At 38.0% G+C, this 21,643-nt stretch carries 20 protein-coding genes and 1 other RNA gene; 11 read left to right on the top strand and 10 right to left on the bottom strand.

Annotated features, from left to right (window positions below):
- Window positions 1–107 precede the first annotated feature (107 nt).
- The gene (locus tag ACUXZ4_RS05600) at window positions 108–1,133 is read right to left on the bottom strand and encodes a biotin/lipoyl-containing protein (RefSeq protein WP_464972241.1); all 1,026 of its coding nucleotides are present in this window, start codon (window positions 1,131–1,133) and stop codon (window positions 108–110) included.
- A gap of 11 nt (window positions 1,134–1,144) precedes the next feature.
- Window positions 1,145–2,035, bottom strand: a complete 891-nt coding sequence (locus tag ACUXZ4_RS05595; protein ID WP_464972240.1) for a helix-turn-helix transcriptional regulator — start codon at window positions 2,033–2,035, stop codon at window positions 1,145–1,147.
- 217 nt (window positions 2,036–2,252) lie between these two features.
- On the opposite strand from ACUXZ4_RS05595, the gene ACUXZ4_RS05590 reads away from it, so the two are divergent.
- The 9 genes from ACUXZ4_RS05590 to ACUXZ4_RS05550 all read left to right on the top strand — a co-directional run bounded on the left by ACUXZ4_RS05590 (window position 2,253) and on the right by ACUXZ4_RS05550 (window position 10,641).
- Window positions 2,253–2,606, top strand: coding sequence for a helix-turn-helix domain-containing protein (locus ACUXZ4_RS05590; protein WP_464972239.1), 354 nt, complete (start codon window positions 2,253–2,255; stop codon window positions 2,604–2,606).
- Window positions 2,607–2,775: 169 nt separating this feature from the next.
- A complete protein-coding gene (gene rsxA, locus ACUXZ4_RS05585) occupies window positions 2,776–3,354 on the top strand; it encodes an electron transport complex subunit RsxA (protein WP_464973998.1) in 579 nt (192 codons plus the stop codon).
- Window position 3,355: 1 nt separating this feature from the next.
- The gene (gene rsxB / locus ACUXZ4_RS05580) at window positions 3,356–3,943 is read left to right on the top strand and encodes an electron transport complex subunit RsxB (protein ID WP_464972238.1); all 588 of its coding nucleotides are present in this window, start codon (window positions 3,356–3,358) and stop codon (window positions 3,941–3,943) included.
- A gap of 1 nt (window position 3,944) precedes the next feature.
- The gene (rsxC, locus tag ACUXZ4_RS05575; protein WP_464972237.1) at window positions 3,945–6,386 is read left to right on the top strand and encodes an electron transport complex subunit RsxC; all 2,442 of its coding nucleotides are present in this window, start codon (window positions 3,945–3,947) and stop codon (window positions 6,384–6,386) included.
- Window positions 6,387–6,395: 9 nt separating this feature from the next.
- Window positions 6,396–7,466, top strand: a complete 1,071-nt coding sequence (gene rsxD, locus ACUXZ4_RS05570; RefSeq protein ID WP_464972236.1) for an electron transport complex subunit RsxD — start codon at window positions 6,396–6,398, stop codon at window positions 7,464–7,466.
- Entirely contained in the window at window positions 7,466–8,068 is a 603-nt protein-coding gene (rsxG, locus tag ACUXZ4_RS05565; protein ID WP_464972235.1) for an electron transport complex subunit RsxG, read from the top strand. Before rsxD ends, rsxG begins: the two co-directional genes overlap by 1 nt.
- 39 nt (window positions 8,069–8,107) lie before the next feature.
- Window positions 8,108–8,758: an electron transport complex subunit E gene (locus tag ACUXZ4_RS05560; RefSeq protein WP_464972234.1), complete on the top strand. Its 651-nt coding sequence runs from the start codon at window positions 8,108–8,110 to the stop codon at window positions 8,756–8,758.
- Window positions 8,755–9,390, top strand: coding sequence for an endonuclease III (gene nth / locus ACUXZ4_RS05555; RefSeq protein WP_464972233.1), 636 nt, complete (start codon window positions 8,755–8,757; stop codon window positions 9,388–9,390). The genes ACUXZ4_RS05560 and nth overlap by 4 nt, the downstream gene beginning before the upstream one ends.
- A gap of 12 nt (window positions 9,391–9,402) precedes the next feature.
- Window positions 9,403–10,641, top strand: a complete 1,239-nt coding sequence (locus tag ACUXZ4_RS05550; protein ID WP_464972232.1) for a DUF2254 domain-containing protein — start codon at window positions 9,403–9,405, stop codon at window positions 10,639–10,641.
- Window positions 10,642–10,664: 23 nt separating this feature from the next.
- Here the strand turns inward: ACUXZ4_RS05550 and zevB are convergent, their stop codons facing one another.
- Genes zevB through ACUXZ4_RS05535 form a run of 3 tightly spaced genes read right to left on the bottom strand, consistent with a single transcriptional unit; the run spans window position 10,665 to window position 12,888 of the window.
- Entirely contained in the window at window positions 10,665–11,657 is a 993-nt protein-coding gene (gene zevB, locus ACUXZ4_RS05545; RefSeq protein WP_464972231.1) for a zinc transporter permease subunit ZevB, read from the bottom strand.
- Window positions 11,648–12,277 (bottom strand): zinc transporter binding subunit ZevA, encoded by a 630-nt coding sequence (gene zevA / locus ACUXZ4_RS05540; protein ID WP_464972230.1) that lies wholly within the window; start codon window positions 12,275–12,277, stop codon window positions 11,648–11,650. Before zevA ends, zevB begins: the two co-directional genes overlap by 10 nt.
- The gene (locus tag ACUXZ4_RS05535; protein WP_464972229.1) at window positions 12,277–12,888 is read right to left on the bottom strand and encodes a riboflavin synthase subunit alpha; all 612 of its coding nucleotides are present in this window, start codon (window positions 12,886–12,888) and stop codon (window positions 12,277–12,279) included. Before ACUXZ4_RS05535 ends, zevA begins: the two co-directional genes overlap by 1 nt.
- A 75-nt stretch (window positions 12,889–12,963) precedes the next feature.
- Between ACUXZ4_RS05535 and ACUXZ4_RS05530 the strand changes: the two genes are divergently transcribed.
- Window positions 12,964–14,370 (top strand): MATE family efflux transporter, encoded by a 1,407-nt coding sequence (locus tag ACUXZ4_RS05530; RefSeq protein WP_464972228.1) that lies wholly within the window; start codon window positions 12,964–12,966, stop codon window positions 14,368–14,370.
- A gap of 24 nt (window positions 14,371–14,394) precedes the next feature.
- Here the strand turns inward: ACUXZ4_RS05530 and ffs are convergent.
- The 4 genes from ffs to ACUXZ4_RS05510 all read right to left on the bottom strand — a co-directional run bounded on the left by ffs (window position 14,395) and on the right by ACUXZ4_RS05510 (window position 19,005).
- Window positions 14,395–14,493, bottom strand: an RNA gene (ffs, locus tag ACUXZ4_RS05525) — signal recognition particle sRNA small type.
- A 167-nt stretch (window positions 14,494–14,660) separates the two neighbouring features.
- Window positions 14,661–15,986, bottom strand: a complete 1,326-nt coding sequence (locus ACUXZ4_RS05520; RefSeq protein WP_464973997.1) for an SLC13 family permease — start codon at window positions 15,984–15,986, stop codon at window positions 14,661–14,663.
- Between the two features lie 242 nt (window positions 15,987–16,228).
- Window positions 16,229–16,867 carry a tellurite resistance TerB family protein gene (locus ACUXZ4_RS05515; RefSeq protein ID WP_464972227.1) on the bottom strand — a complete coding sequence of 213 codons (639 nt, stop codon included), beginning with the start codon at window positions 16,865–16,867 and terminating at the stop codon, window positions 16,229–16,231.
- Window positions 16,868–16,986: 119 nt separating this feature from the next.
- Window positions 16,987–19,005, bottom strand: a complete 2,019-nt coding sequence (locus tag ACUXZ4_RS05510; RefSeq protein WP_464972226.1) for a BCCT family transporter — start codon at window positions 19,003–19,005, stop codon at window positions 16,987–16,989.
- 232 nt (window positions 19,006–19,237) lie between these two features.
- On the opposite strand from ACUXZ4_RS05510, the gene ACUXZ4_RS05505 reads away from it, so the two are divergent.
- The gene (locus ACUXZ4_RS05505; protein ID WP_464972225.1) at window positions 19,238–20,497 is read left to right on the top strand and encodes a NupC/NupG family nucleoside CNT transporter; all 1,260 of its coding nucleotides are present in this window, start codon (window positions 19,238–19,240) and stop codon (window positions 20,495–20,497) included.
- 49 nt (window positions 20,498–20,546) lie between these two features.
- Here ACUXZ4_RS05505 and rsmC read toward each other — a convergent pair whose 3' ends face one another.
- Window positions 20,547–21,545 carry a 16S rRNA (guanine(1207)-N(2))-methyltransferase RsmC gene (gene rsmC, locus ACUXZ4_RS05500; RefSeq protein WP_464972224.1) on the bottom strand — a complete coding sequence of 333 codons (999 nt, stop codon included), beginning with the start codon at window positions 21,543–21,545 and terminating at the stop codon, window positions 20,547–20,549.
- Window positions 21,546–21,643 lie beyond the last annotated feature (98 nt).

Below are 21,643 nucleotides of genomic sequence, written 5' to 3'. Positions count from 1 at the left end.
TAGTTCTCCAATTGTAGGTTGATAAATAAAATTAAATCTTTTTCTTGTATTTAACATTGATTCTATTATTAACAATATCTATTTTAGATATCAGGAAAGTAATGAAATTACTTCTTATAAACCACATTCACTTTTCCATCCCAGAAATTTTTTCCAATTTCAAAATCAGGATCAAAAGTCGCTAAATTGTGTGCAGCAATAGCAACTCCAGCAGCGATACTAGCAATCATTCCCACACCTGGTACAGCGGCGGCTGCCATTGCAGAAGCTCGGTTTTCCATATAAACACGGCATTTATAACCACATTTTTCGATCATTTCCTCAACCTCATCAACAACGCTTGCAATATCATCGGTTTTTATGGAAAAGTTACACTTATGCAGAATCAGTTCTCTCATCAAGGCTGGGGTCATATCTTCAGTTTGATAGGTTTTATCGCCATATTTACGAGCAAATTCTTTATTCGATAATTTCTCATCTTCACCGAAACTAGGCGGTTCAGCACCATTATTCATTAAAGCATAATAGGCTTTGTGCATTTCTTTTGGAGCGGCTTCTAATTCGCCTACAAGTTGTTTTAACTTGTCAAATTCTTGATTTAATTCTAATAAGGCTACATCGTTCTCAGATAATGGGGCGACTTTGGCAATAACATCGCCTTTTCTAATGGTTTGCCCTTCCTTAACGCAAATTTCAACTACTTTTCCTGCTAATGAAGGGTTGACCATTTTAAATTCATATTCTTCATTTTGGGCGCAGAGCAAATATTCTTTATAATCATCAAGAATATCGCCGAGCTTAATCTTCATTTCTTTAATTACTGCAGAGTCAAATTGCGTAAAAATAATCTCTTTATAATTTTCACCTTCGAATTTTTGTTCTTCAATCTTAACGTTTTCATCAATTTCAATATCAACAATCAAATTATCTTTTCTAATAACTTGTCTGCCACCAATGGCATATACCTTTTTAATCGTGCCATTGACAGGGCTTTTTATGGCAACTTCGACATCATTATATTCAACGTAATAAAGAATCTGATCTTTTGTAATGTAATCCCCTTCTCTTAGCTTAATCATTGGAATAATCAAACCTTCATCTGCTTGGGTAAATTTTACGGTATGTAGTTTCATTTCTTTTTTCCTTAATTTTTATTCGCCAAATAATTCTGCAACTTCTCAATCATTTTCCCTTGTAATTCCACAGGGTTAATAATCTCTAAATGAGGTATCCAATATTGCACTAAAGGGATAATATCCATTTCATTCACATTGTGGCTGGCAAGTAATAATCCGCCATCATCAAGGGAATGTAATAGTTTTTGATTGGGTAATAAATTGCGTCTTAAAAAATAAGGGGCGGCAAATTTGCTGACTTTAATAATAACTTCAGAAATTTGATTGCCGTGAGAAATGCTGTCATTTTCTTTGATTTCTTTTAAAAATTGTTCGTTTGGTGCAAAGGTTTCTGGCAAGATTCTGAGCATTGACATTTGAGTAAAACAGAAAGTTTTTTGTTTATCGTGATCAGAGCCGATCAAATACCAAATGCCATTTTTATTTAGTAACGCATAAGGCGCGATCTTGTAAAATTTTCCTCCATTTTGTCCGCTTTTTGTATAGTTAAAATCAATATATTGATGCTGAGAAATAGCTTTTTGAATGAGATCAAATTCTTTATGTAAATGATGAATATCTTCATATTCAAAACCTTTCACTTGCACACTTTCAGTTAGTTTATTTTGGAAAAATTCACGATCTAACTTAGGAAACAACTCTGATACACTGGAAAAATTAGCGAAGCGCTGAATATCAATTTCATTTAATAAACCTAATTGTTTCAGGTTAAGTTGATAATAACGCGCTCCTTTTTCTTTCCATTCAAGGAAGCCAAAACGTTCATTGATATCCCGCTGAATCGTTCGTACCGATACATCAAATTGTTCAGCAAGTTGATAAATATCAATACGACTTCCTTTATTTAGTAAGGTTAGAATTTTGGCAAGGCGTTCAGCTAGCATTTTATTTTTTGACATGAATAAAAACCTCTTGTCCGTTAATGTTTTTCCATTCTAGCAAGAACTCAGAAATAAATATCGTCAGGTTGTGTCGTGCAAACATTTTTATTTTATTTTTTCTAAATATAGACTTCATCACCAAATATTATACTTTAAAAGTATAATGCAAGTATATTCAGCCCTTTATTAGCAAAAGTCAATATCTATAATTACGCCTAAACGAAGGAGCAATGGCGTGTTAGATAAAAATCAGCAATTAATCAATACTATTGGTAGAGCAATCACAAAATATCGACAAGCTATTGGCTTAACGCAGGCTGAACTCGCTGAAATATTGGGAATAGGCAATGATGCGGTTTCTCGAATGGAGCGAGGAACAACTGTTCCTACTATCTCTCGTTTAATTGAGTTATCCGACATATTCCAATGCGAACTTGCTGATTTAATTACGGATACGAGTCATCGTTCTATGGATCAAGCACGTAGCCTTGAGCGTTTACTCAATCAATTAGATGAATTTGAACGAGCTGAATTACTTGTATTAATCGAAAAAATGATAAATTGGAAACGATCAACTCATAAAAGTTAATCATCTCCCTTCAAATAAAAACTCGCCCAATTTCCACCGCACTTTTCTTATTAACTTCATCAGCTACCTCGATTTTTTTATTGTTCTTAGGGATTAAAACAAGGATAATATGGGGTTTGTTGAGGGGAGCTTTGTTTGTGGTGCACTTTGCGTCACTGTATTGATTACTATGGAATATATTTTACTCATTATTTCAACCGCACTGATTAATAACTTTGTGTTGGTTAAATTTTTAGGCTTATGTCCGTTTATGGGCGTATCTAAAAAAGTAGAAACCGCAATTGGTATGGGATTAGCCACTATGTTTGTGCTAACCGTTGCTTCCCTATGCTCCTATTTAATTGATACCTATATTTTAAAGCCGCTTGACGCTGAATTTTTGCGTACGCTACTGTTTATTTTAGTGATTGCAGTTGTGGTGCAATTTACGGAAATGGTCATCAATAAAACCAGCCCTACTCTCTATCGTTTACTCGGTATATTTTTGCCACTGATTACCACAAACTGTGCTGTATTAGGTGTGGCATTATTAAATATCAATCAAGCTCATAATCTGGTGCAATCTGTTATTTATGGTTTTGGTGCGTCCTTAGGCTTTGCTTTGGTATTGGTGTTATTCTCATCTTTACGCGAGCGCTTAGCCGCTGCGGATGTTCCTACACCATTTCGAGGTGCATCTATTGCATTAATTACCGCAGGTTTGATGTCCCTTGCCTTTATGGGCTTTGCTGGATTAGTGAGAAGCTAAGATGAGTATTTATTATATTTTCATTGCTGTCGCTATTTTGGCATTGATTTTCGGTGCAATATTAGGCTTTGCGTCGATAAAATTAAAGGTTGAAGCCGATCCCATTGTCGAAAAAATTGATGAATTATTACCTCAAAGCCAATGCGGACAATGCGGTTATCCTGGTTGTAAACCCTATGCAGAAGCCATTGCTAATGGCGATGAAATTACCAAATGTGTTCCCGGCGGTCAGCCTTTAGTAGTTAAAATTGCAGAATTAATGGGGGTTGATGCGCCTCATATTGAAGGCGATGCCGCACCTGAAGTCAAAGTAGCTTGGATTGATGAAGCTATGTGCATTGGTTGCACTAAATGCATTCAGGCCTGCCCTGTGGATGCTATTATTGGCACCAACAAAGCAATGCATACTGTCATTGCTGACCTATGCACTGGTTGTGAACTTTGCGTAGCGCCTTGCCCAACAGACTGTATTCATATGATTAAAGTTGAAGAAAAATTAGAAAATTGGCATTGGAAAATCGATCCGAAACAAGTGATTCCAATTATGAATACTACTGACGGACAGAAAAAATGGGTTGTGGGAGAATAAAATGACAGATGTATTAACTCGCTACAATTCAGGCAAATTATGGGATTTTGAGGGTGGCTTGCATTTACCCGATATGAAATCGCAATCCAATTCTCAGCCAATTAAGACCGCACTTTTAAGCAACGATTTCTATGTTCCTGTTAAACAACATTCAGGACAAGCGGGCAATTTATTGGTCAAGGTTGGTGATAAAGTACTAAAAGGTCAGCCTTTAACACAAGGTGAAGGCTTACGCGCTTTGCCTGTTCATAGCCCAACATCTGGCACAGTGATTGATATTGCGCCCTATGTAGCAGCTCATCCTTCAGGTCTATCGGAATTATGCGTTCATATTCAAGCGGATGGCGAAGATCGTTGGCGTGAACAACAACCTATTGAAGACTTTTTTACCCATTCTGCTGAGCAATTGATTGATCGAATTTATCAAGCTGGCGTAGCAGGCTTAGGTGGCGCAGTGTTCCCAACTGCTGCCAAAATACATTCTGCACAACATAAAATAAAACTGTTAATTATTAATGGTGCCGAATGTGAACCCTATATCACCTGTGATGATCGTTTAATGCGTGATTACGCCGACGAAATTATCGAAGGATCTCGCATTTTACGCTATATTCTACGCCCAGAAAAAATTGTTATTGCGGTTGAAGACAACAAACCAGAAGCCATTTCTGCCTTACAAAAAGCATTACAAGGGGCAGATGATATTGAGGTTCGAGTCATCCCAACTAAATATCCTTCAGGCGATTCTGACCGATTAATTTATGTGCTAACAGGTATGGAAGTGCCCAATGGTCAACGCGCGTCTAGCATTGGTGTAATGATGCAAAATGTAGGCACCGTTTTTGCGATCAAACGAGCAGTCATTGATGATGAACCCTTAATTGAACGAGTCGTGACCTTAACTGGCGATAAAGTTGTAAATAAAGGTAACCTTTGGGTTCGCTTAGGTACGCCAATTAATCAATTATTGCAACAAGTTGGCTACCAAACGGATGAACGCTTCCCTGTGTATTTAGGCGGGCCAATGATGGGATTAGCACTCCCTAATTTAGCCGCGCCCATCACAAAATTGGCTAACTGTATTCTTGCTCCAGACCATTTTGAATATGCACCACCTCCTGCAGAACAATCTTGTATTCGTTGTTCTGCTTGTTCGGATGCTTGTCCTGTGCATTTAATGCCACAGCAACTCTATTGGTTTGCTCGTGCAGAAGAACATGATAAATCTGAACAACATCAATTAATGGACTGCATTGAATGTGGCATTTGTGCCTATGTTTGCCCAAGCCACATCCCGCTTATTCAATATTTCCGCCAAGAAAAAGCGAAAATCTGGGATATTGCAGAAAAAGCGAAAAAAGCAGAAGAAGCAAAAATTCGTTTTGAAGCACGACAAGCGCGGTTAGAAAAAGAAGAACAAGCACGTAAAGCAAGGGCGCAACGTGCCGCAGCTAATCGTCGTGAAGAAGTCGCAGCAAGTAATGGCGAAGATCCTGTCAAAGCTGCTTTGGCACGTTTAAAAGCGAAACAAGCTAATGAAAATCAAGCGGTTAAAACAATTGTTGGCGAAAAAGGTGAAGTGCTACCTGATAATACAGAGTTAATGGCAGAACGTAAAGCTCGCCGCTTAGCACGTCAACAAGCACAACAGGAAACAAACAGCGAACTCAATTCATCAGAAAAAACGTCGCAAAATTCCACCGCACTTGATGATAAAAAAGCCACTGTTGCCGCCGCTATTGCGCGTGCCAAAGCGAAGAAATTAGCGCAACAAGCTGAAAATGCATCAAACGAACATCCAGCTGAAAGCGAAGTTGATCCGAAAAAAGCTGCGGTTGCCGCCGCTATTGCGCGAGCTAAAGCGAAGAAATTAGCACAACAAGCTGAAACTACATCAAGCGAACAGCTTGCGGAAAACGAAGTTGATCCGAAAAAAGCAGCGGTTGCCGCCGCTATTGCACGTGCCAAAGCGAAGAAATTAGCGCAACAAGCTGAAACTACATCAAACGAACAGCCTGCGGAAAACGAAGTTGATCCGAAAAAAGCAGCGGTTGCCGCCGCTATTGCGCGTGCCAAAGCGAAGAAATTAGCGCAACAAGCTGAAACTACATCAAACGAACAACCGACTGAAAGCGAAGTTGATCCGAAAAAAGCAGCGGTTGCCGCTGCTATTGCACGCGCCAAAGCGAAGAAATTAGCGCAACAAGCTGAAAATACACCAAACGAACAACCGACTGACAACGAAGTTGATCCGAAAAAAGCAGCGGTTGCCGCTGCTATTGCGCGAGCTAAAGCGAAGAAATTAGCGCAACAAGCTGAAAATGCATCAAACGAACAACCGACTGAAAGCGAAGTTGATCCGAAAAAAGCTGCGGTTGCCGCTGCTATCGCGCGAGCTAAAGCGAAAAAATTAGCGCAACAAGCACAGACAGAAAGAAAATAATGAGTAAATATGTTTAGAATAACCAGTTCACCACACAGTCATTCAGGTAAATTAACCGCACGCATTATGTTGTGGGTTATCGTTGCAATGCTCCCCGCTTTAGCAACATTAATTTACTTTTTTGGTTTTGGCGTGTTATTGCAAACCACTCTAGCACTCAGCTTTGCCATTTTTTTAGAACTTATAGTAACTAAATTGCGCCGTAAGCCTACCCTATTTTATGTGGCTGATTTTAGCGTAATTTTAACCGCACTTATTTTGGCAATAGCAATTCCCCCTTACGCGCCTTATTGGATTGTACTTATTGGTACCTTCAGCGCGGTTATTTTAGGTAAACATGTTTATGGCGGCTTAGGACAAAACTTATTTAATCCAGCCATGGTTGGCTATGTCGTATTACTGGTTTCATTTCCTGTCCAAATGACATCTTGGATGCCACCGATCAGCTTGCTGAATGAACCTCCAACATTCGCCGATAGCCTAAGCCTCATTTTCTCAGGCTCCACCACCGATGGTTTTAGCTTAAGCCAATTAGCGCAATCTATTGATGGTTTAACAGCAGCAACCCCGTTAGATAATGCAAAAACCCTGTATAAAATGGGCAATCCTGATGTACTACATTATGATTTAATCAAACAACCGCTTTTCAACAATGCCTTTGAGTTTGGATTAGGTTGGTGGCAAGTGAATTTAGCCTTTGCATTGGGGGGGGTATTCCTTATTTGGAAAAAAATCATCCATTGGCAAATTCCTGTTGCGATGTTGATCAGCTTTGCATTATTTAGTTTCGGCACAGAAGTCATTATCGGTTCAAAAGTGCTATCTTCTCAGGCTCAATTGCTCAGCGGTGCGATGATGTTCGGTGCATTTTTCATTGCAACCGATCCCGTTACCGCCTCTATCACACCAAAAGGAAAACTCATATTTGGTGCTTTGGTTGGCTTACTTGTGTATTTAATTCGCTACTATGGCAATTACCCTGATGGCGTGGCATTTGCCGTTTTATTAGCCAATATTTGTGTGCCATTTATCGATCAATACACTCGTCCAAGAGTTAGTGGTCATTTAGGGAGAAAATAATGAACATCGGTAAAATTTCGTCTAAATATGGCTTATTGTTAGGTTTAGTAGCATTAATTTGCACCGCTATTTCAACGGGTGTTTATCGTCTGACAAAAACGAAAATCGAGGATGAAATTGCCAAGCAACAGCAAGCTTTATTGCTAGAAATTATCCCTCAACATTATTTTGACAATCCTGTTATGCAAAATTGTGAGCAACCCAATAACCCACAAATTCAAAAAATTTGCACCGCACTTTTAGCGGGCAAGAAAACAGCTTATTTGGTAGAAAGCACCGCACCTGATGGCTATTCTGGCAATATTCGCTTATTAATGGGAATCACACCACAGGGCGAAGTATTGGGCGTTCGCGTACTTGAACACAAAGAAACACCGGGGTTAGGCGATAAAATCGAAACCCGAGTATCAAATTGGATCCTGAGCTTTAACCATAAAAAAATCCATGAGGATAACTTACAAGATTGGGCAGTAAAAAAAGATGGCGGTCAGTTTGACCAATTTGCTGGCGCCACGATTACGCCACGCGCTGTTGTTAATCAAGTAAAACGTAGCGCTTTAGAAATTCTCAAAATAGAACAAACCTCATCGCCACAACCTTAAAAGTGCGGTGAAAAAAAGACAATTTTTAATGAGTTTTATATGACTGAACAAACAGAAAAAAGTATCTGGTCAGATTTATTAAGCCAAGGGCTATGGCGTAATAACCCTGCGATTGTGCAATTATTAGGTTTATGTCCCTTGCTCGCGGTCTCAAATTCCGTCACTAATGCACTGGGATTAGGCATTGCAACCCTTGTGGTATTAGTTTGCACCAATACCATTGTTTCCCTATTCCGCAAACAAATTCCTTATGAAATTCGTATCCCAATTTATGTGATGGTTATCGCTACAATGGTAACCACTGTCCAATTATTAATGAATGCCTATACTTATAATCTCTATCAATCCTTGGGCATTTTTATTCCCTTAATTGTAACAAACTGTATTGTTATTGGACGAGCAGAAGCCTTTGCTAGTAAAAATACCGTTATTCATTCTGCCTTTGATGGCTTTGCAATGGGCTTAGGGATGACATTAAGTCTTGTTCTACTTGGTGCATTACGTGAAATTTTGGGCAATGGCACCTTATTTGATGGTATCCATTTATTGTTGGGGGATTGGGCAAAAGTACTGAGAATCGAACTATTCCATCAAGAAAATCATTTATTGTTAGCCATTTTACCACCAGGAGCCTTCATCGGTTTAGGTATTATTTTGGCATGCAAAAATAAGTTGGATCAGAAAAAATGAATAAACAAAAACGCATTGAAATTTTAACGCGCTTACGCGATCAAAATCCGCATCCAACAACAGAGCTTAACTTCAGCACGCCATTTGAATTGCTTATTGCAGTCATTTTATCCGCTCAAGCCACAGATAAAGGCGTGAATAAAGCAACAGACAAATTATTTCCCGTTGCCAATACACCCGAAGCCATTTATGCACTCGGCGTTGATGGATTAAAAGAATACATCAAAACTATTGGTTTATTTAATAGCAAAGCAGAAAATATTATCAAAACCTGTAAAGACTTAATTGAAAAACACAATGGTCAGGTGCCTGAAAACCGCGAAGCCCTTGAAGCACTAGCGGGAGTAGGTCGTAAAACAGCGAATGTAGTGCTAAATACTGCTTTTGGTCACCCAACTATCGCTGTTGATACCCATATTTTCCGCGTTTCCAACCGCACGAATTTCGCTCCCGGAAAAGATGTGGTGAAAGTAGAAGAAAAACTGCTTAAAGTTGTTCCTGAAGAATTTAAAGTCGATGTTCATCATTGGTTGATCTTACATGGACGTTACACTTGTATTGCCCGTAAACCAAGATGCGGCTCCTGTATTATTGAAGATTTATGCGAATTTAAAGAAAAGACGGAATGTTAATGGGGTATTTTCATGTTCTATAAATGGCTACTCATGCTCAAAAAACCGAGCAATCAGTTATGGATTACACCAAGTTATTGGACCATAGTCACCATTTTATTTGTCTTTTTATTGAGATTAGGTGCTCAAATTCCTGATAAAAATATACTGCCAGGGATTCCAGACAAAGTCTTACATGACCTATTAAATATTATTGCCTCAAGTATGCTAGCTGTAACCACCTTTTCATTATCGATCATGGTTTCAGCCTATTCTGCAGTAACAAATGGCGCAACACCAAGAGCTATCGATTTAGTCGTTGATGATCAAAGCACAAGAACAGCTATTAGTAGCTTTATTTGTGCTTTTATTTACGCCATTATTGCTAAAACAGCATTAAGTATGGGATTCTACGAGCAAAATGGACATTTTGTTTTATTTATTAGTACGGTTGCTGTACTTATTTATTTAATTATTACTTTAATTAAATGGGTTTATACCTTATCTCAACTTGGTCGTTTAGGGAATACATTAACAAAAATCGAAAATGCCACCAGATTATCTTTGGAAAACCATTGGAATAGCCCAACAATGGGAGCCACAAGCAATGTGGATATGATATCTAAAAATCTGCCTACATATGCTGAATTTACAGGCTATCTCACCCATATTAATATGCAGACATTACAAAAACTGGCTGAAAATCATGATTGTAATCTCCATATTAATGTTCGACCAGGCGAATTAATTACACCTCATACGATTCTCTATTACGCAGAAAAAACAATTCCTGATGACAAAGCATTTAAAGCATGTTTTATTCACTCAACAGAAAGAACTTTTGAGCAAGATCCCTCTTGGGGATTTATTGTACTAAGTGAAGTTGCACAACGTGCATTATCACCTGCTGTAAATGATCCGGGAACAGCTATTAATGTGATGACAAGAATGATGTCCTTGCTATCAGAAAAAGTCACACCCCAAGAGGATAAACCTGATTATAACCGTTTGTCCATAAAACCTTTTGACTATGGTAAATTAATTAGAAATGGTTTTTGGCCTATTGCGCGAGATGGTATCAATATCATCGAAGTGAATCTCACAATACAAAAAGTATTAGCTAGTATTGCTATAAATAACTCACATCATGAAATAGCCATTGAAGCGCAAAAAATGGCGCAACTTTCATTAGAAAGAGCAATGGAAGAAATTAAATTTGATGTTGAGAAAGAGATTTTAACGCAGAAATATAACAAATTATTTCAATCATAAATAATCCCAATCTGTTGGGAAGTTTACCTTCCCAACAACAATGCCCCGCCACTACTTTGCAAGGTTGTGGCGTACATTAGGCTTAATGCAAATCCCATTAATAGTAAAGCAAAAATCAATTTCACAATGCTTGGGATATGTTGTTTAAACTGTGGCGAAACATACCATTTACCTAATTTAACCGCAGTTTGTCGCGCATATTGCACTAATAATGCAAAACTCGACAAAGTAATTCCCGTTCCTAATGCCATTGCCATTGTGGCTAACATCCCCCACCAATAAAGATCAAGCATATAAGAAAGAAATAAAATAAAAATCGCACCAGTACAAGGGCGCATGCCAATACTGAAAATGACTAAACATTGTGATTTAAAATCAGTAATTCCCTCAAGCTGAACAGAATTAGGCAAATGTTGGTGACCGCACGCACAGTTTTCACTATGCTGATGAAAAACTTGTGGATTTTTCACCGCACTTTTAGATAGTTGCGCTTGAGAAATTGGCTGAATGGCACGAATTTTCGGTTTACCTTTCTGTGATAGCACATTTTTAATGGCTTGCCACAACCATTGTAAACCCAATAAAAAAATTAAGCCGTACGCCACACGTTCCAACCAAAGCTGGCTTGTTTTAAATTGCGCAGAAGAAAGGTTAAGCAGCACCACAATAATCGAAGTAGCAGCAATCGCTACAATACCTTGCATTAATGAAGATAAAAAAGTTAGCCGCATACTGGTTGCTAATTTGGATTGATGTGTAGATAAATAGCTCGTGATAATAAACTTACCATGCCCTGGGCCTAAAGCATGAAACACACCATATAGAAAACTCGCTGCTACTAAACCAATGCCAGCGGAAATAGGTTCTTGCTTAATTTGATGTAGTTGTTGTGAAAGCAATTGATTAATATCCTTTTGCCAACCTACAACCTGTTGAAATAACAAAGGGAATAAAAAGCAAATGCCTGCAATCAACAGGCACAATAATACAACTAATCGATATTTTTTTATTTGCATTGAATTATCACTTTTTGCGCAAATAACACGCCTAATGAGAAATCCGCCTCTTTTTGTGTTTTATCCAAAGATGACGCATATTTTTCTGTTTTTTCATCCACTTGCTGATGAATTAATTTGCCTTCACAATTTGAAGGAAGTGGCGAAAAATCAACCGCACTTTGAGCATCATAAAACATGGCAACATAATAAGTGGGATCATACACCATAAAAGTTAACTGATTATCCACCAACGCCTGAGGTTTAGATAAAAAGAAATCAAAGTAATAGGCAATTTGGTTACCAACCGCTTTTAAACCATAATTTTTAGGCTGAGAGGTATATTTGACTTTATTTCCTTTTTTATCATACAGATAGCTAAAATAATGCTCAGCAATCACATTTTTGATAATATTTTCTGCCATCTCTTTCTTGGCTTTTTCATCATCCTGAGCCAATTGGAAATCATACAGAACTTCTGCAGAACTCGCTTCATCCAACAACCATTGCAGCGAAAAACCAATTAGCTGATTGTTTTCCACTAGAGGTTTAGTCTGCATACTAATAAAGGCATGAGGATGAGCCAATGCCGTTTGCTGCCACATAAAAAGTGCGGTGAAAAAAAAGAGAATTTTTTTCATTATGCTTTGGTCGCCAAATAACGTTCTACTGTATCCACAATGGCTTGCGTTTGCGGATCAATTTCAATATTCACCAACTCACCAATGGCTTTTTTCGCGATTAATGTGCGTTCGATAGTTTCAGGAATGAGATTAACACAGAATTTCAGACCTTTTACTTCACCAATGGTCAAACTAATACCGTCAATAGCAATAAAACCTTTGGTTAAAATATATTTCATCACTTCTTGATTAGGCAACTCAAACCACAATTGCAGGTTGTTTTCTGTTGCAATACGTTCGCTAATTTTAGCGGTGCAATACACATGCCCCGAAAGCAAATGCCCGCCAACTTCGGCCCCAAAACGCATAGCTCGTTCCACATTGACACTATCGCCTTGTTTTAAAGCGCCTAAATTTGTAATACGTAAGGTTTCTTGCATTAAATCGAAGCTAATTAAATCACCTTCAATTTGGGTAACGGTTAAACAAACACCGTTATGCGCCACTGACGCCCCTAATTGCAAGTCTGCCAACAATTCCTGTGGCATTTTGATGGTATGTGTTCTAAAATTCGTTTTATTCTCAATTGAATGAATTTGTGCAGTACCTTGCACGATACCTGTAAACATATTAACTCTCTTAACCCGCAAAAGTGCGGTGTATTTTCCAAGATTTTTCCATTATAAAATAAACTCGGATTTATTATGCAATTATTTCAACGTTGGCAAGCATACCACGAACAAGCAAAAAAATTAATTCAAATTGCCATTCCTATTTTATTGGCGCAAGTGGCACAAAACTCCATGGGGATTGTGGATACTATTATGGCGGGACGCGTTAGTGCAGCGGATATGTCAGCCATTTCGGTTGGTGCTTCCATTTGGTTTCCCTTGGTGTTATTTGGTCAAGGACTTTTACTTGCGCTACCTCCGACTATTTCTTATTTGAATGGTTCAGGTCAACGTCATCGCATTGCACATCAAGTACGACAAGGCTTGTGGATTGTATTGGCTAGCTGTATTCCCATTGCTTTTCTTATTTATCACAGTGATATTGTGATTATGGCAAGAGAAATGAAAAAAGATCTTGCGGATATCACCATCAGTTATTTACGCGTGATGCTTTGGGGGCTACCCGCTTATTTATTGATGATCAACTTTCGTTGTTTAAATGATGGTATCGCCAAAACGAAACCCGCAATGGTGATTACGGTTCTCGGTTTATTATTAAACATTCCCCTCAATTACATTTTTATTTATGGCAAATTTGGCTTGCCGGCTTTTGGCGCGGTAGGCTGTGGCATTGCAACCGCAATTGTGAACTGGGCAATGTGCATTATGATGATAAGTTACAGTAAAGTTGCCGCAAACCAACGGGATCTTAAGGTGTTTGAACATGTTATCGAAAAACCAAATGGCGAAACATTAGCTAAATTATTGCGCTTAAGCTTGCCCATTGCCCTCGCCCTATGGGCAGAAGTGGCACTATTTTCTTTAACCGCTTTATTCCTCTCCCCACTTGGCGAAATTGTGATTGCAAGCCACCAAATCGCATTGAATACCAGCTCATTTATTTTTATGTTCCCAATGTCCTTGGGCATGGCAGCAACAATTCTGATCGGACAACGTTTAGGTGAAAAAAGCCCACATCAAGCAAAACAAATTTCCTATATTGCACTCGCCGTTGGCTTGAATATCACGATTATCACTGTATTAGTGACCGTATTATTTAGAGAGCAAATCGCAGCATTATTTGTGAATAGTGATAAAAACAAGGAAGTTATTGCACTGGCGAGTTCCTTATTTTTAATTGTCGCACTTTATCAATTTTCCGATACAGTACAAGTTGTGATTAGTGGTATTCTAAGAGGATATAAAGACACAAAAGCAATTTTATACATCACGCTATTTTGTTATTGGGTGATTGGTATTCCCCTTGGTTATAGCTTAGCAATGACAGACCTCATCTTGCCTCATTTGGGCGCGAAAGGCTTTTGGATTGCTTTTGTCGTTGCATTAACTGCTGCCGCAATTTTGTTGTTCTATCGAATGAGAAAAATACAATCTCAACCAGAAGAATTGTTATTAGCGAAATTGGAAAAAATGAAATAAAAGGGAAGGTCTTATAGGGCGGAAACCTTCCCAGCGAATTCTCGGCACACAGAAATTCTGACTTTGGCTGCTTTCTTCCGAACCTGACCGAGTAAACCAGACACCATTGCGAGAGACCGAGAAGGTTTCCATTGAACTAAGCCAACGGCTTAGGCTGTGCATTATGCTATAAAGCAATCTTGATTGCAAATATTTATTTGGCAAGTCAAAAACAAGACATAAGCAACAAAAAAGTGCGGTGAAAATCTTTACTCTTTTTCACCGCACTTTTTACTGTTATCAACTAAGAACTAGAATAATAAATAAATTAATAATACCCAAGCAATACTCAGAATTGGACCTAATAAGCCGATAACAACCCCACCTAAACGGAATTCTGCTTGTTTGACTAATCCCGTACTAAATGCAATCGCATTTGGTGGAGTTGATACAGGTAAGAATAAAGCACAAGAAGCACTTAAACCGATCACAAGAGGTAATATAACTGGATTGACATCCGTACTATTTACCATTGCTAATAAGGATACCCCCATAGGAATAAGAATTGTCGTCGCTGCAGTGTTACTCATAAAGTTCGATAAAATCACAGTGATAAAACCGAAGATAAATAACAACATCATAAAGCTCACTTGAACATTGCTTAATTGTTCAACGAAATGCGCAGCAATACGCTGTTCTTCAATCGCCAATCCTAACGCCAAGCCACCAGCAACTAACATTAAAGTATCCCATGGCAATTGACGTATGTCTTTGGCATCTAAAATACCAAACATAGTTAAGCACACAATTGGAATTCCTGATGCTGCCGCAACGGGAATACCAATTAATTTAGAAGTCAACCAACAGAACAAGGTAACCGCTAAAATAACAATAACGATTAATTTATCAAAATTTTCTTGGACTGTTGGTATTTTTGTATTGGTTTCATTTAAAAAGCTAAAGTCGAGATTTTGTTCTTTATTGACTTGATATTTGATGACTAATACACGCCAAAAAACAAAAAGTAACACAAGAGCAAGTGGCGTCCCCACCATCATCCATTCTAAAAATGAAATTGGATGACCTAATTTATCTAACGCCCCCACCGCAATAGCATTAGGTGCTGAACCAATGATCGTCCCCATTCCCCCAACGGAAGCTGCAGCAGGAATTCCTAATAAGAGTGCTTTAGATAATTTAGATTCACTGTCTAATCGGGTGAATAATGGACTGATAGTTGCGATCATCATTGCAGTTGTTGCCGTATTACTCATTAACATCGACATGACTGCGGTTAATAACATTAGCCCCCATAATACATTCACCGGCTTTTGCCCAAATTTTGGCAACACAGATTTCAATAATAGCAAGTCCAATTGCGTTTTTTTCATCGCTTCCGCTAAGAAAAAACCACCTAAAAACAACCAGATAACACTATCTGACCAAGTCTGTAAATATTGAATTGCATCATGAGCCTCACTTTTCCCCATGACAAGAACAAGGAAACCCACAATTAAAATACTGACTGAGAACGCTGGAATTGCTTCGGTTACCCACAAAGAAATTGCTAGAAATAATAAGAAAAGAACGTAATTCTGAATAGATGTGAAAGATGAATCAGAAAGCAGAACTGTCATTGAGACAGCGAAGATCACAGAAAAAATAAAAAATAATGCATTACGACCAATAATGCGGCTTTTTCCTTGATAGAGCTGTTGTATGATTTTCATAAATACCTCAAATTAATTTTAATAATTATATTCTAATAGAAAATAGGTAGGTAATCTCTGATCAAGGTCACAAATTGACAACATTGCTCCAAATTTAGCAATAAAAAAGGGACTTTCGTCCCTTTTTTAAACTTATTTGAAGTTATATTTTAAAATCCAGCTTGTTTTTCCAATTGCTCAACTAATGCATCATCTAAATGTAATGCCTCAGCGAGTTGTGAAAGGAAAACAATTTCTTTACGAGAAAGTTCTTTACATACCACTCTTGCCGCTAAATAAACTTGGCTCGCTAATGCCATATCACGACCAACAATTTGGGCAATTTCTTCAACAGAAATTGGGCGTTGGATTTCATTAATTAACCACTGTTGTAATTCTGGGTTATCACCACTTTCACGCTCAATTAAAGCTTGTTCCTGCTCATCTAAATCACCATCAGATAAAGCAGCAGCGATCATAGTACGTAAAATCACCATGCTTTTTTCATTCGTTGCTGTTGATGGCATTGAATCAAAATCACTTTCAGTTAATTGGCTAGCTGACATTTGGCTTTTTTGATAATTTTGGTATGCTTGATAAGCTAAATTACCTAATACCGCTAAAGAGCCTAATTTCGTTAAACCTGCACCACCATTACGGCCAAGCACCATTGATAGAATACCCGCTAAAGCGGCACCACCACCCATTTTATTAATCATATCTGATGGGGTTTCACTCGGTCTTCTTACATTTTCAGCTGATTGTTTTGCTGTACTTAATACCACACCTAAAATGTCATTAACATTCATATTGTTACCTTATTGGTTTGTTGAAATACATTGCTTAGACAAAATATAAAAGAAAATGTTCCCAATGAGAAAATAAATTAATGAAAAATTGACCGCACTTTTTTATGCGGCCAATTAAGTTACTCTGCTAATTCTGTTTGCTCATGAGACATCAGCTCTTGCCCTACATTATCAAGCAAGCCTAAATAGCGTTCATATTGTTTTAACACATCGGCGATTAACTCATTTTTTGACATATATTGAACATCATAGCCTGTTCGTCCATCAAAGAAATAAGTAATTGGCTCATAAGTCACCGCATGTTGAATATGAGGTAGATTATCGTCATTAATCAACTGATCTGACACCTCTTTCGCGACAGATTTAATACCATATATAAAATCTCTCATTGATTCTTTCTTAATGTGAATTTCTACTGCGGGCTCATTATCAAATAACTCAATAACTTCCACATTTAAATTATGCACATCAATCAATTCTTGGCGTAATTCTCTCATAGCAGGCAAAGCTTTACGTTTCAAGAATTTTAAAATATCTTTTTCTTGCGTTTGGTTTAACATTTGACCTAAACGCTCTTTCCAAGAATCGCCAGTCCAGAAAATACTGGTTGGTGTCACTTTTGCTTCAAAATATTGGCTATCCGCTTTTGCGCCTTTCCATAAACTCACACACATCACCAGCATTAGCATGGCAAAAGGCAAAGCAACAATTAATGTCATGGTTTGTAAGGTTGCTAATCCACCTGTTTTGATTAATGTAATAGCAACTGCTGACATTAAACAGCCCCACATCACCGCTTGCCATTTTGGTGAAACCAAACTTTTATCACGAGAAGCGATATTGTTTAATACATAAATGCCTGAATCCGCAGAAGTGATGAAAAACAAGGAAATAATCACCAATGCAACTACACTTGTCAGCGTTGATAATGGGAAATAGTCTAAGAAACGGAATAATAACATTTCTGGCGATGAAGTAAGCTGACTTAACGCACCATTAGCAATGTTATCATCTAACCAAATCGCTGAATTACCAAAAACAGTAAACCATAAAATACAGAAAAGACTTGGAATGGCTAATACACCAAAAATAAATTCACGAATTGTACGTCCACGAGAAATACGCGCGATAAAAAGCCCTACAAATGGAGCCCAAGAACACCACCAAGCCCAATAAAGTACGGTCCAACCAGTGAACCAGCCCGTATGTTCACTATCATAAACATAGGTTTTAAAACTAAAAGAAATAATATTACTTAAATATGTGCCTAAGTTATCACTAAAAGAAGACAATAAATAAAGTGTAGGACCCGCAATCAACACAAATAACATTAATGTGAAAGCTAATCCTAAGTTAATTTCACTGAGTAATTTAACGCCTTTGCCCACGCCAGAAATAGCAGAAAAAACCGCTAATCCCATGACAATAACAATAATACCAGTTTGAATAGCAAAATTACTTTCTGATAATAAACCTATTTGCACTAAACCTGCACTTAATTGCGCCGCGCCAAAACCGAGTGTTGTAATAATACCGAAAAGTGTTGCTATTAAAGCAACAATATCAATTAAATCCCCTAATTTGCCATTGATACGATCTTTCAATAAAGGATAAAAACAAGAACGCAGCGCTAAAGGCAATTTATAACGGAAACCGAAATAAGCTAAAGCGAGGGCAATAACTGCATAAACTGCCCAAGCATGAATTCCCCAGTGAAAAACGGTATGTAATAAGGCTTGTTGCTGTTGCTGACCAGCAGAACCAACAGTAATATCTGAAGAATAATGAGTGAGTGGCTCGGCAACACCGAAGAACATCAAGCCAACCCCCATACCAGCAGCAAATAACATTGCTAACCAAGAAAGAAACGAAAATTCAGGTTCTTCTTCATTGCTACCTAATTTAATAGCACCAAAGCGGCTGACAGATAAAACAATTAAAAATCCGAGGAAAATAGAAAAAGATAAAATATAGAACCAACTAAAATGGTCAAAAATACCTTGTTTAGCCCAGTTTAATCCTGACTGCATAGCATCTGGTGCAACAAGGGTAAAAGCGACTAATAAAATAACAAGAAATAATGTCGTGGAAATAACGAAAGGGTTAAAAGATGATTTTAAAGAGGATTTATGAAACAAAACGATATTTTCTCCTAAAAAAATTAATAATCCAGAATATTATATCAGAAAATCCATTTTCTCACAAATCAGCCCTATTTAGAGACACTTACAAGCTATCCAACATTGTCTTTTGCCAAAAGAAAATGGCAGTTCTCAAATTAGTATAAAAGTTTCATATAGAAAGATCCTATTTCACTCAAAATAAGGTAGAATTGCGCCCAACGTTGATTTCTTTCGTATTGAGGTCCCCATGAGTATATTAAACAGTCTATTTGGTATATTTGTACTCTTATTGATCGCATTTTTGCTATCCAATAATAAAAAAGCGATTAATTACCGCACCGTATTAGGCGCATTTGCCATCCAAATTGGTATTGGCGCACTAATTCTTTACTTTCCTGTCGGGCGAGATGCCTTAATGTCCGCGTCATCAGCAATGAACAAAATTATTGATTTCAGTAGCGAAGGCATTAAATTCTTATTCGGCGGTTTAGTCAGCCCGAAAATGTTTGAAGTTTTTGGTGATGGTGGTTTTGTCTTTGCCTTTCGTGTACTGCCGCCAATCATTTTCTTCTCAGCATTCATTTCTGTGCTTTACTACCTCGGCATTATGCAATTTGTGATTAAAATTTTAGGTGGCGGATTACAAAAAATCCTAAAAACCTCTAAAGCAGAATCAACATCTGCTGCAGCAAATATTTTTGTGGGTCAAACTGAAGCTCCGCTTTTAGTTAAACCATTTATCAATAATATGACACAATCCGAATTATTTGCTGTAATGACGGGGGGATTAGCCTCAGTTGCTGGTTCTGTATTAGTAGGATACGCCAATATGGGTGTGCCACTCCCCTATTTAATCGCAGCTTCATTCATGGCAGCTCCGGGCGGTTTATTATTCGCAAAACTACTCTGCCCACAAACAGAAAAAGTGCAAGATAACATTACCATTACGGATGAAGAAAAACCGGCAAATATTATTGAAGCAGCGGCTGGTGGTGCAATATCTGGCATTCAATTAGTGTTAAATATTGGTGCGATCCTACTTGCCTTTGTTGCCTTGATCGCCATGTTGAACTGGGGAATTGGTAGTATTGCGAGTTTATTCGGTTATACCGACGTGACGATGCAATCCTTATTAGGTTATGCCTTCAAGCCATTAGCTTGGGCAATTGGTGTACCTTGGGAAGAAGCACACATTTCAGGTTCGATGATTGGGCAAAAAATTGTGTTAAATGAATTTGTTGCTTACGCAGACTTCAGTAAATATCTGACTGCCGATGCGCCAGTACAACTCAGTGCGAAAACCGTCGCCATTATTTCCTTTGCATTATGTGGCTTTGCAAATCTCGGTTCCATTGCAGTATTAATTGGTGGCTTAGGTGGCATGGCACCAAATCGCCGCAGTGATATCGCTCGTTTAGGTATTAGAGCGGTGATTGCAGGTTCTATGTCTAACTTAATGAGCGGCGCCATTGCAGGATTATTTATTGGTATTGGTGGCGCAATTTAATCAACGTAAATGCAAACAAAAAGTGCGGTGAAAAACACCGCACTTTTTTCTAGGCTCTCACCGAATATACTTTAAATTTATTATTTTGTGCTAATACTTGATGACTACCGAAATAGCGATCTAATAAATCAGGATAAGGCAAAAAGCTATTAGCAACAATACGCAGTTCTCCGCCCGAATTTAAATACCATTTGGCTTGCTCAATTAAATTCGTTACCGCTTGATAAGCGGTATCAATGCCATCATGGAATGGTGGATTAGAAATGATCAAATCAAATTTATTTTGCACATCCAGTTCAGAAAAAACGTCGCTGGCAAGCACCTTGCCCTCCAACTTATTTTGACGTAACGTTTCTTGTGCAGAAGCGACTGCCATAGCGTGAATGTCAGTCATTGTCAATGTTACCTTTGGATATTTATGCTTAATCATTGCGCCAATGACACCCGCTCCACAGCCAAGATCGAGCACTTTACCTCTTATTTGGCGATCCAAAGTAGTTAATAATAATGCTGTTCCGCCATCAAGTTCATCAGCACTAAACACCCCCGGCAAACTATATATGCTCAATGGTTGTAATTGAGGATGGGAATAGGTTTTCCAATAATCTTGCAAGTCAAAGTGCGGTTTATTTTTCAGACAAAAATGGTACAAGCCGCAACGACGAGCGCTGTCTATTTTCGCGATATCACCAAAAGGCGCCAACATTTTTTCCACTGAACGCACACCGCAGCGATTTTCGCCCACAATCAACATTTCCTGATTTTCACTTGCATTTGCTAACAATTGCATTAATTGGAATTGCACTTCCTGTTTGTTTTTTGTCCAATAAAAAACGATCATATCTGCTTGTGAATCACAAAGTACGGAAAAATCCACCGCACTTTGCGTTCTCGCATAATCAAAATACCAAGACCAAATTTTAACAGATTGTGCATTTAATGCTGGTTTGAAAGGAAAATCATCTCTGACCCCACCAGCAAATAGCACTTTTTTCTGCTCAAAAAAGGATAAATGACGTTCAAGCACTTGGCTTTCTGCAGAAATCATACAATGTCCCATAACAAAAAATAAAGAATTGGCGAGCATTATAGCTTTCAATCACAAAATAACCAATACACCATCTGTAACGGCTATTTACGAAATGA

Source organism: Reella acinonychis (assembly GCF_052828705.1).
Note: the sequence above shows the minus strand (reverse complement) of the source record. Positions and strands in the feature narration are given on the sequence as shown.

What these genes read in the sequence shown, in the direction of transcription:
- ACUXZ4_RS05600 (WP_464972241.1), bottom strand. Translation starts at nt 1,133, where the DNA reads ATGAAACTACATACCGTAAAATTTACCCAAGCAGATGAAGGTTTGATT.
- ACUXZ4_RS05595 (WP_464972240.1), bottom strand. Translation starts at nt 2,035, where the DNA reads ATGTCAAAAAATAAAATGCTAGCTGAACGCCTTGCCAAAATTCTAACC.
- rsxA (WP_464973998.1), top strand. Translation starts at nt 2,776, where the DNA reads ATGGAATATATTTTACTCATTATTTCAACCGCACTGATTAATAACTTT.
- rsxB (WP_464972238.1), top strand. Translation starts at nt 3,356, where the DNA reads ATGAGTATTTATTATATTTTCATTGCTGTCGCTATTTTGGCATTGATT.
- rsxC (WP_464972237.1), top strand. Translation starts at nt 3,945, where the DNA reads ATGACAGATGTATTAACTCGCTACAATTCAGGCAAATTATGGGATTTT.
- rsxD (WP_464972236.1), top strand. Translation starts at nt 6,396, where the DNA reads ATGTTTAGAATAACCAGTTCACCACACAGTCATTCAGGTAAATTAACC.
- rsxG (WP_464972235.1), top strand. Translation starts at nt 7,466, where the DNA reads ATGAACATCGGTAAAATTTCGTCTAAATATGGCTTATTGTTAGGTTTA.
- ACUXZ4_RS05560 (WP_464972234.1), top strand. Translation starts at nt 8,108, where the DNA reads ATGACTGAACAAACAGAAAAAAGTATCTGGTCAGATTTATTAAGCCAA.
- nth (WP_464972233.1), top strand. Translation starts at nt 8,755, where the DNA reads ATGAATAAACAAAAACGCATTGAAATTTTAACGCGCTTACGCGATCAA.
- ACUXZ4_RS05550 (WP_464972232.1), top strand. Translation starts at nt 9,403, where the DNA reads ATGTTCTATAAATGGCTACTCATGCTCAAAAAACCGAGCAATCAGTTA.
- zevB (WP_464972231.1), bottom strand. Translation starts at nt 11,657, where the DNA reads ATGCAAATAAAAAAATATCGATTAGTTGTATTATTGTGCCTGTTGATT.
- zevA (WP_464972230.1), bottom strand. Translation starts at nt 12,277, where the DNA reads ATGAAAAAAATTCTCTTTTTTTTCACCGCACTTTTTATGTGGCAGCAA.
- ACUXZ4_RS05535 (WP_464972229.1), bottom strand. Translation starts at nt 12,888, where the DNA reads ATGTTTACAGGTATCGTGCAAGGTACTGCACAAATTCATTCAATTGAG.
- ACUXZ4_RS05530 (WP_464972228.1), top strand. Translation starts at nt 12,964, where the DNA reads ATGCAATTATTTCAACGTTGGCAAGCATACCACGAACAAGCAAAAAAA.
- ACUXZ4_RS05520 (WP_464973997.1), bottom strand. Translation starts at nt 15,986, where the DNA reads ATGACAGTTCTGCTTTCTGATTCATCTTTCACATCTATTCAGAATTAC.
- ACUXZ4_RS05515 (WP_464972227.1), bottom strand. Translation starts at nt 16,867, where the DNA reads ATGAATGTTAATGACATTTTAGGTGTGGTATTAAGTACAGCAAAACAA.
- ACUXZ4_RS05505 (WP_464972225.1), top strand. Translation starts at nt 19,238, where the DNA reads ATGAGTATATTAAACAGTCTATTTGGTATATTTGTACTCTTATTGATC.
- rsmC (WP_464972224.1), bottom strand. Translation starts at nt 21,545, where the DNA reads ATGATTTCTGCAGAAAGCCAAGTGCTTGAACGTCATTTATCCTTTTTT.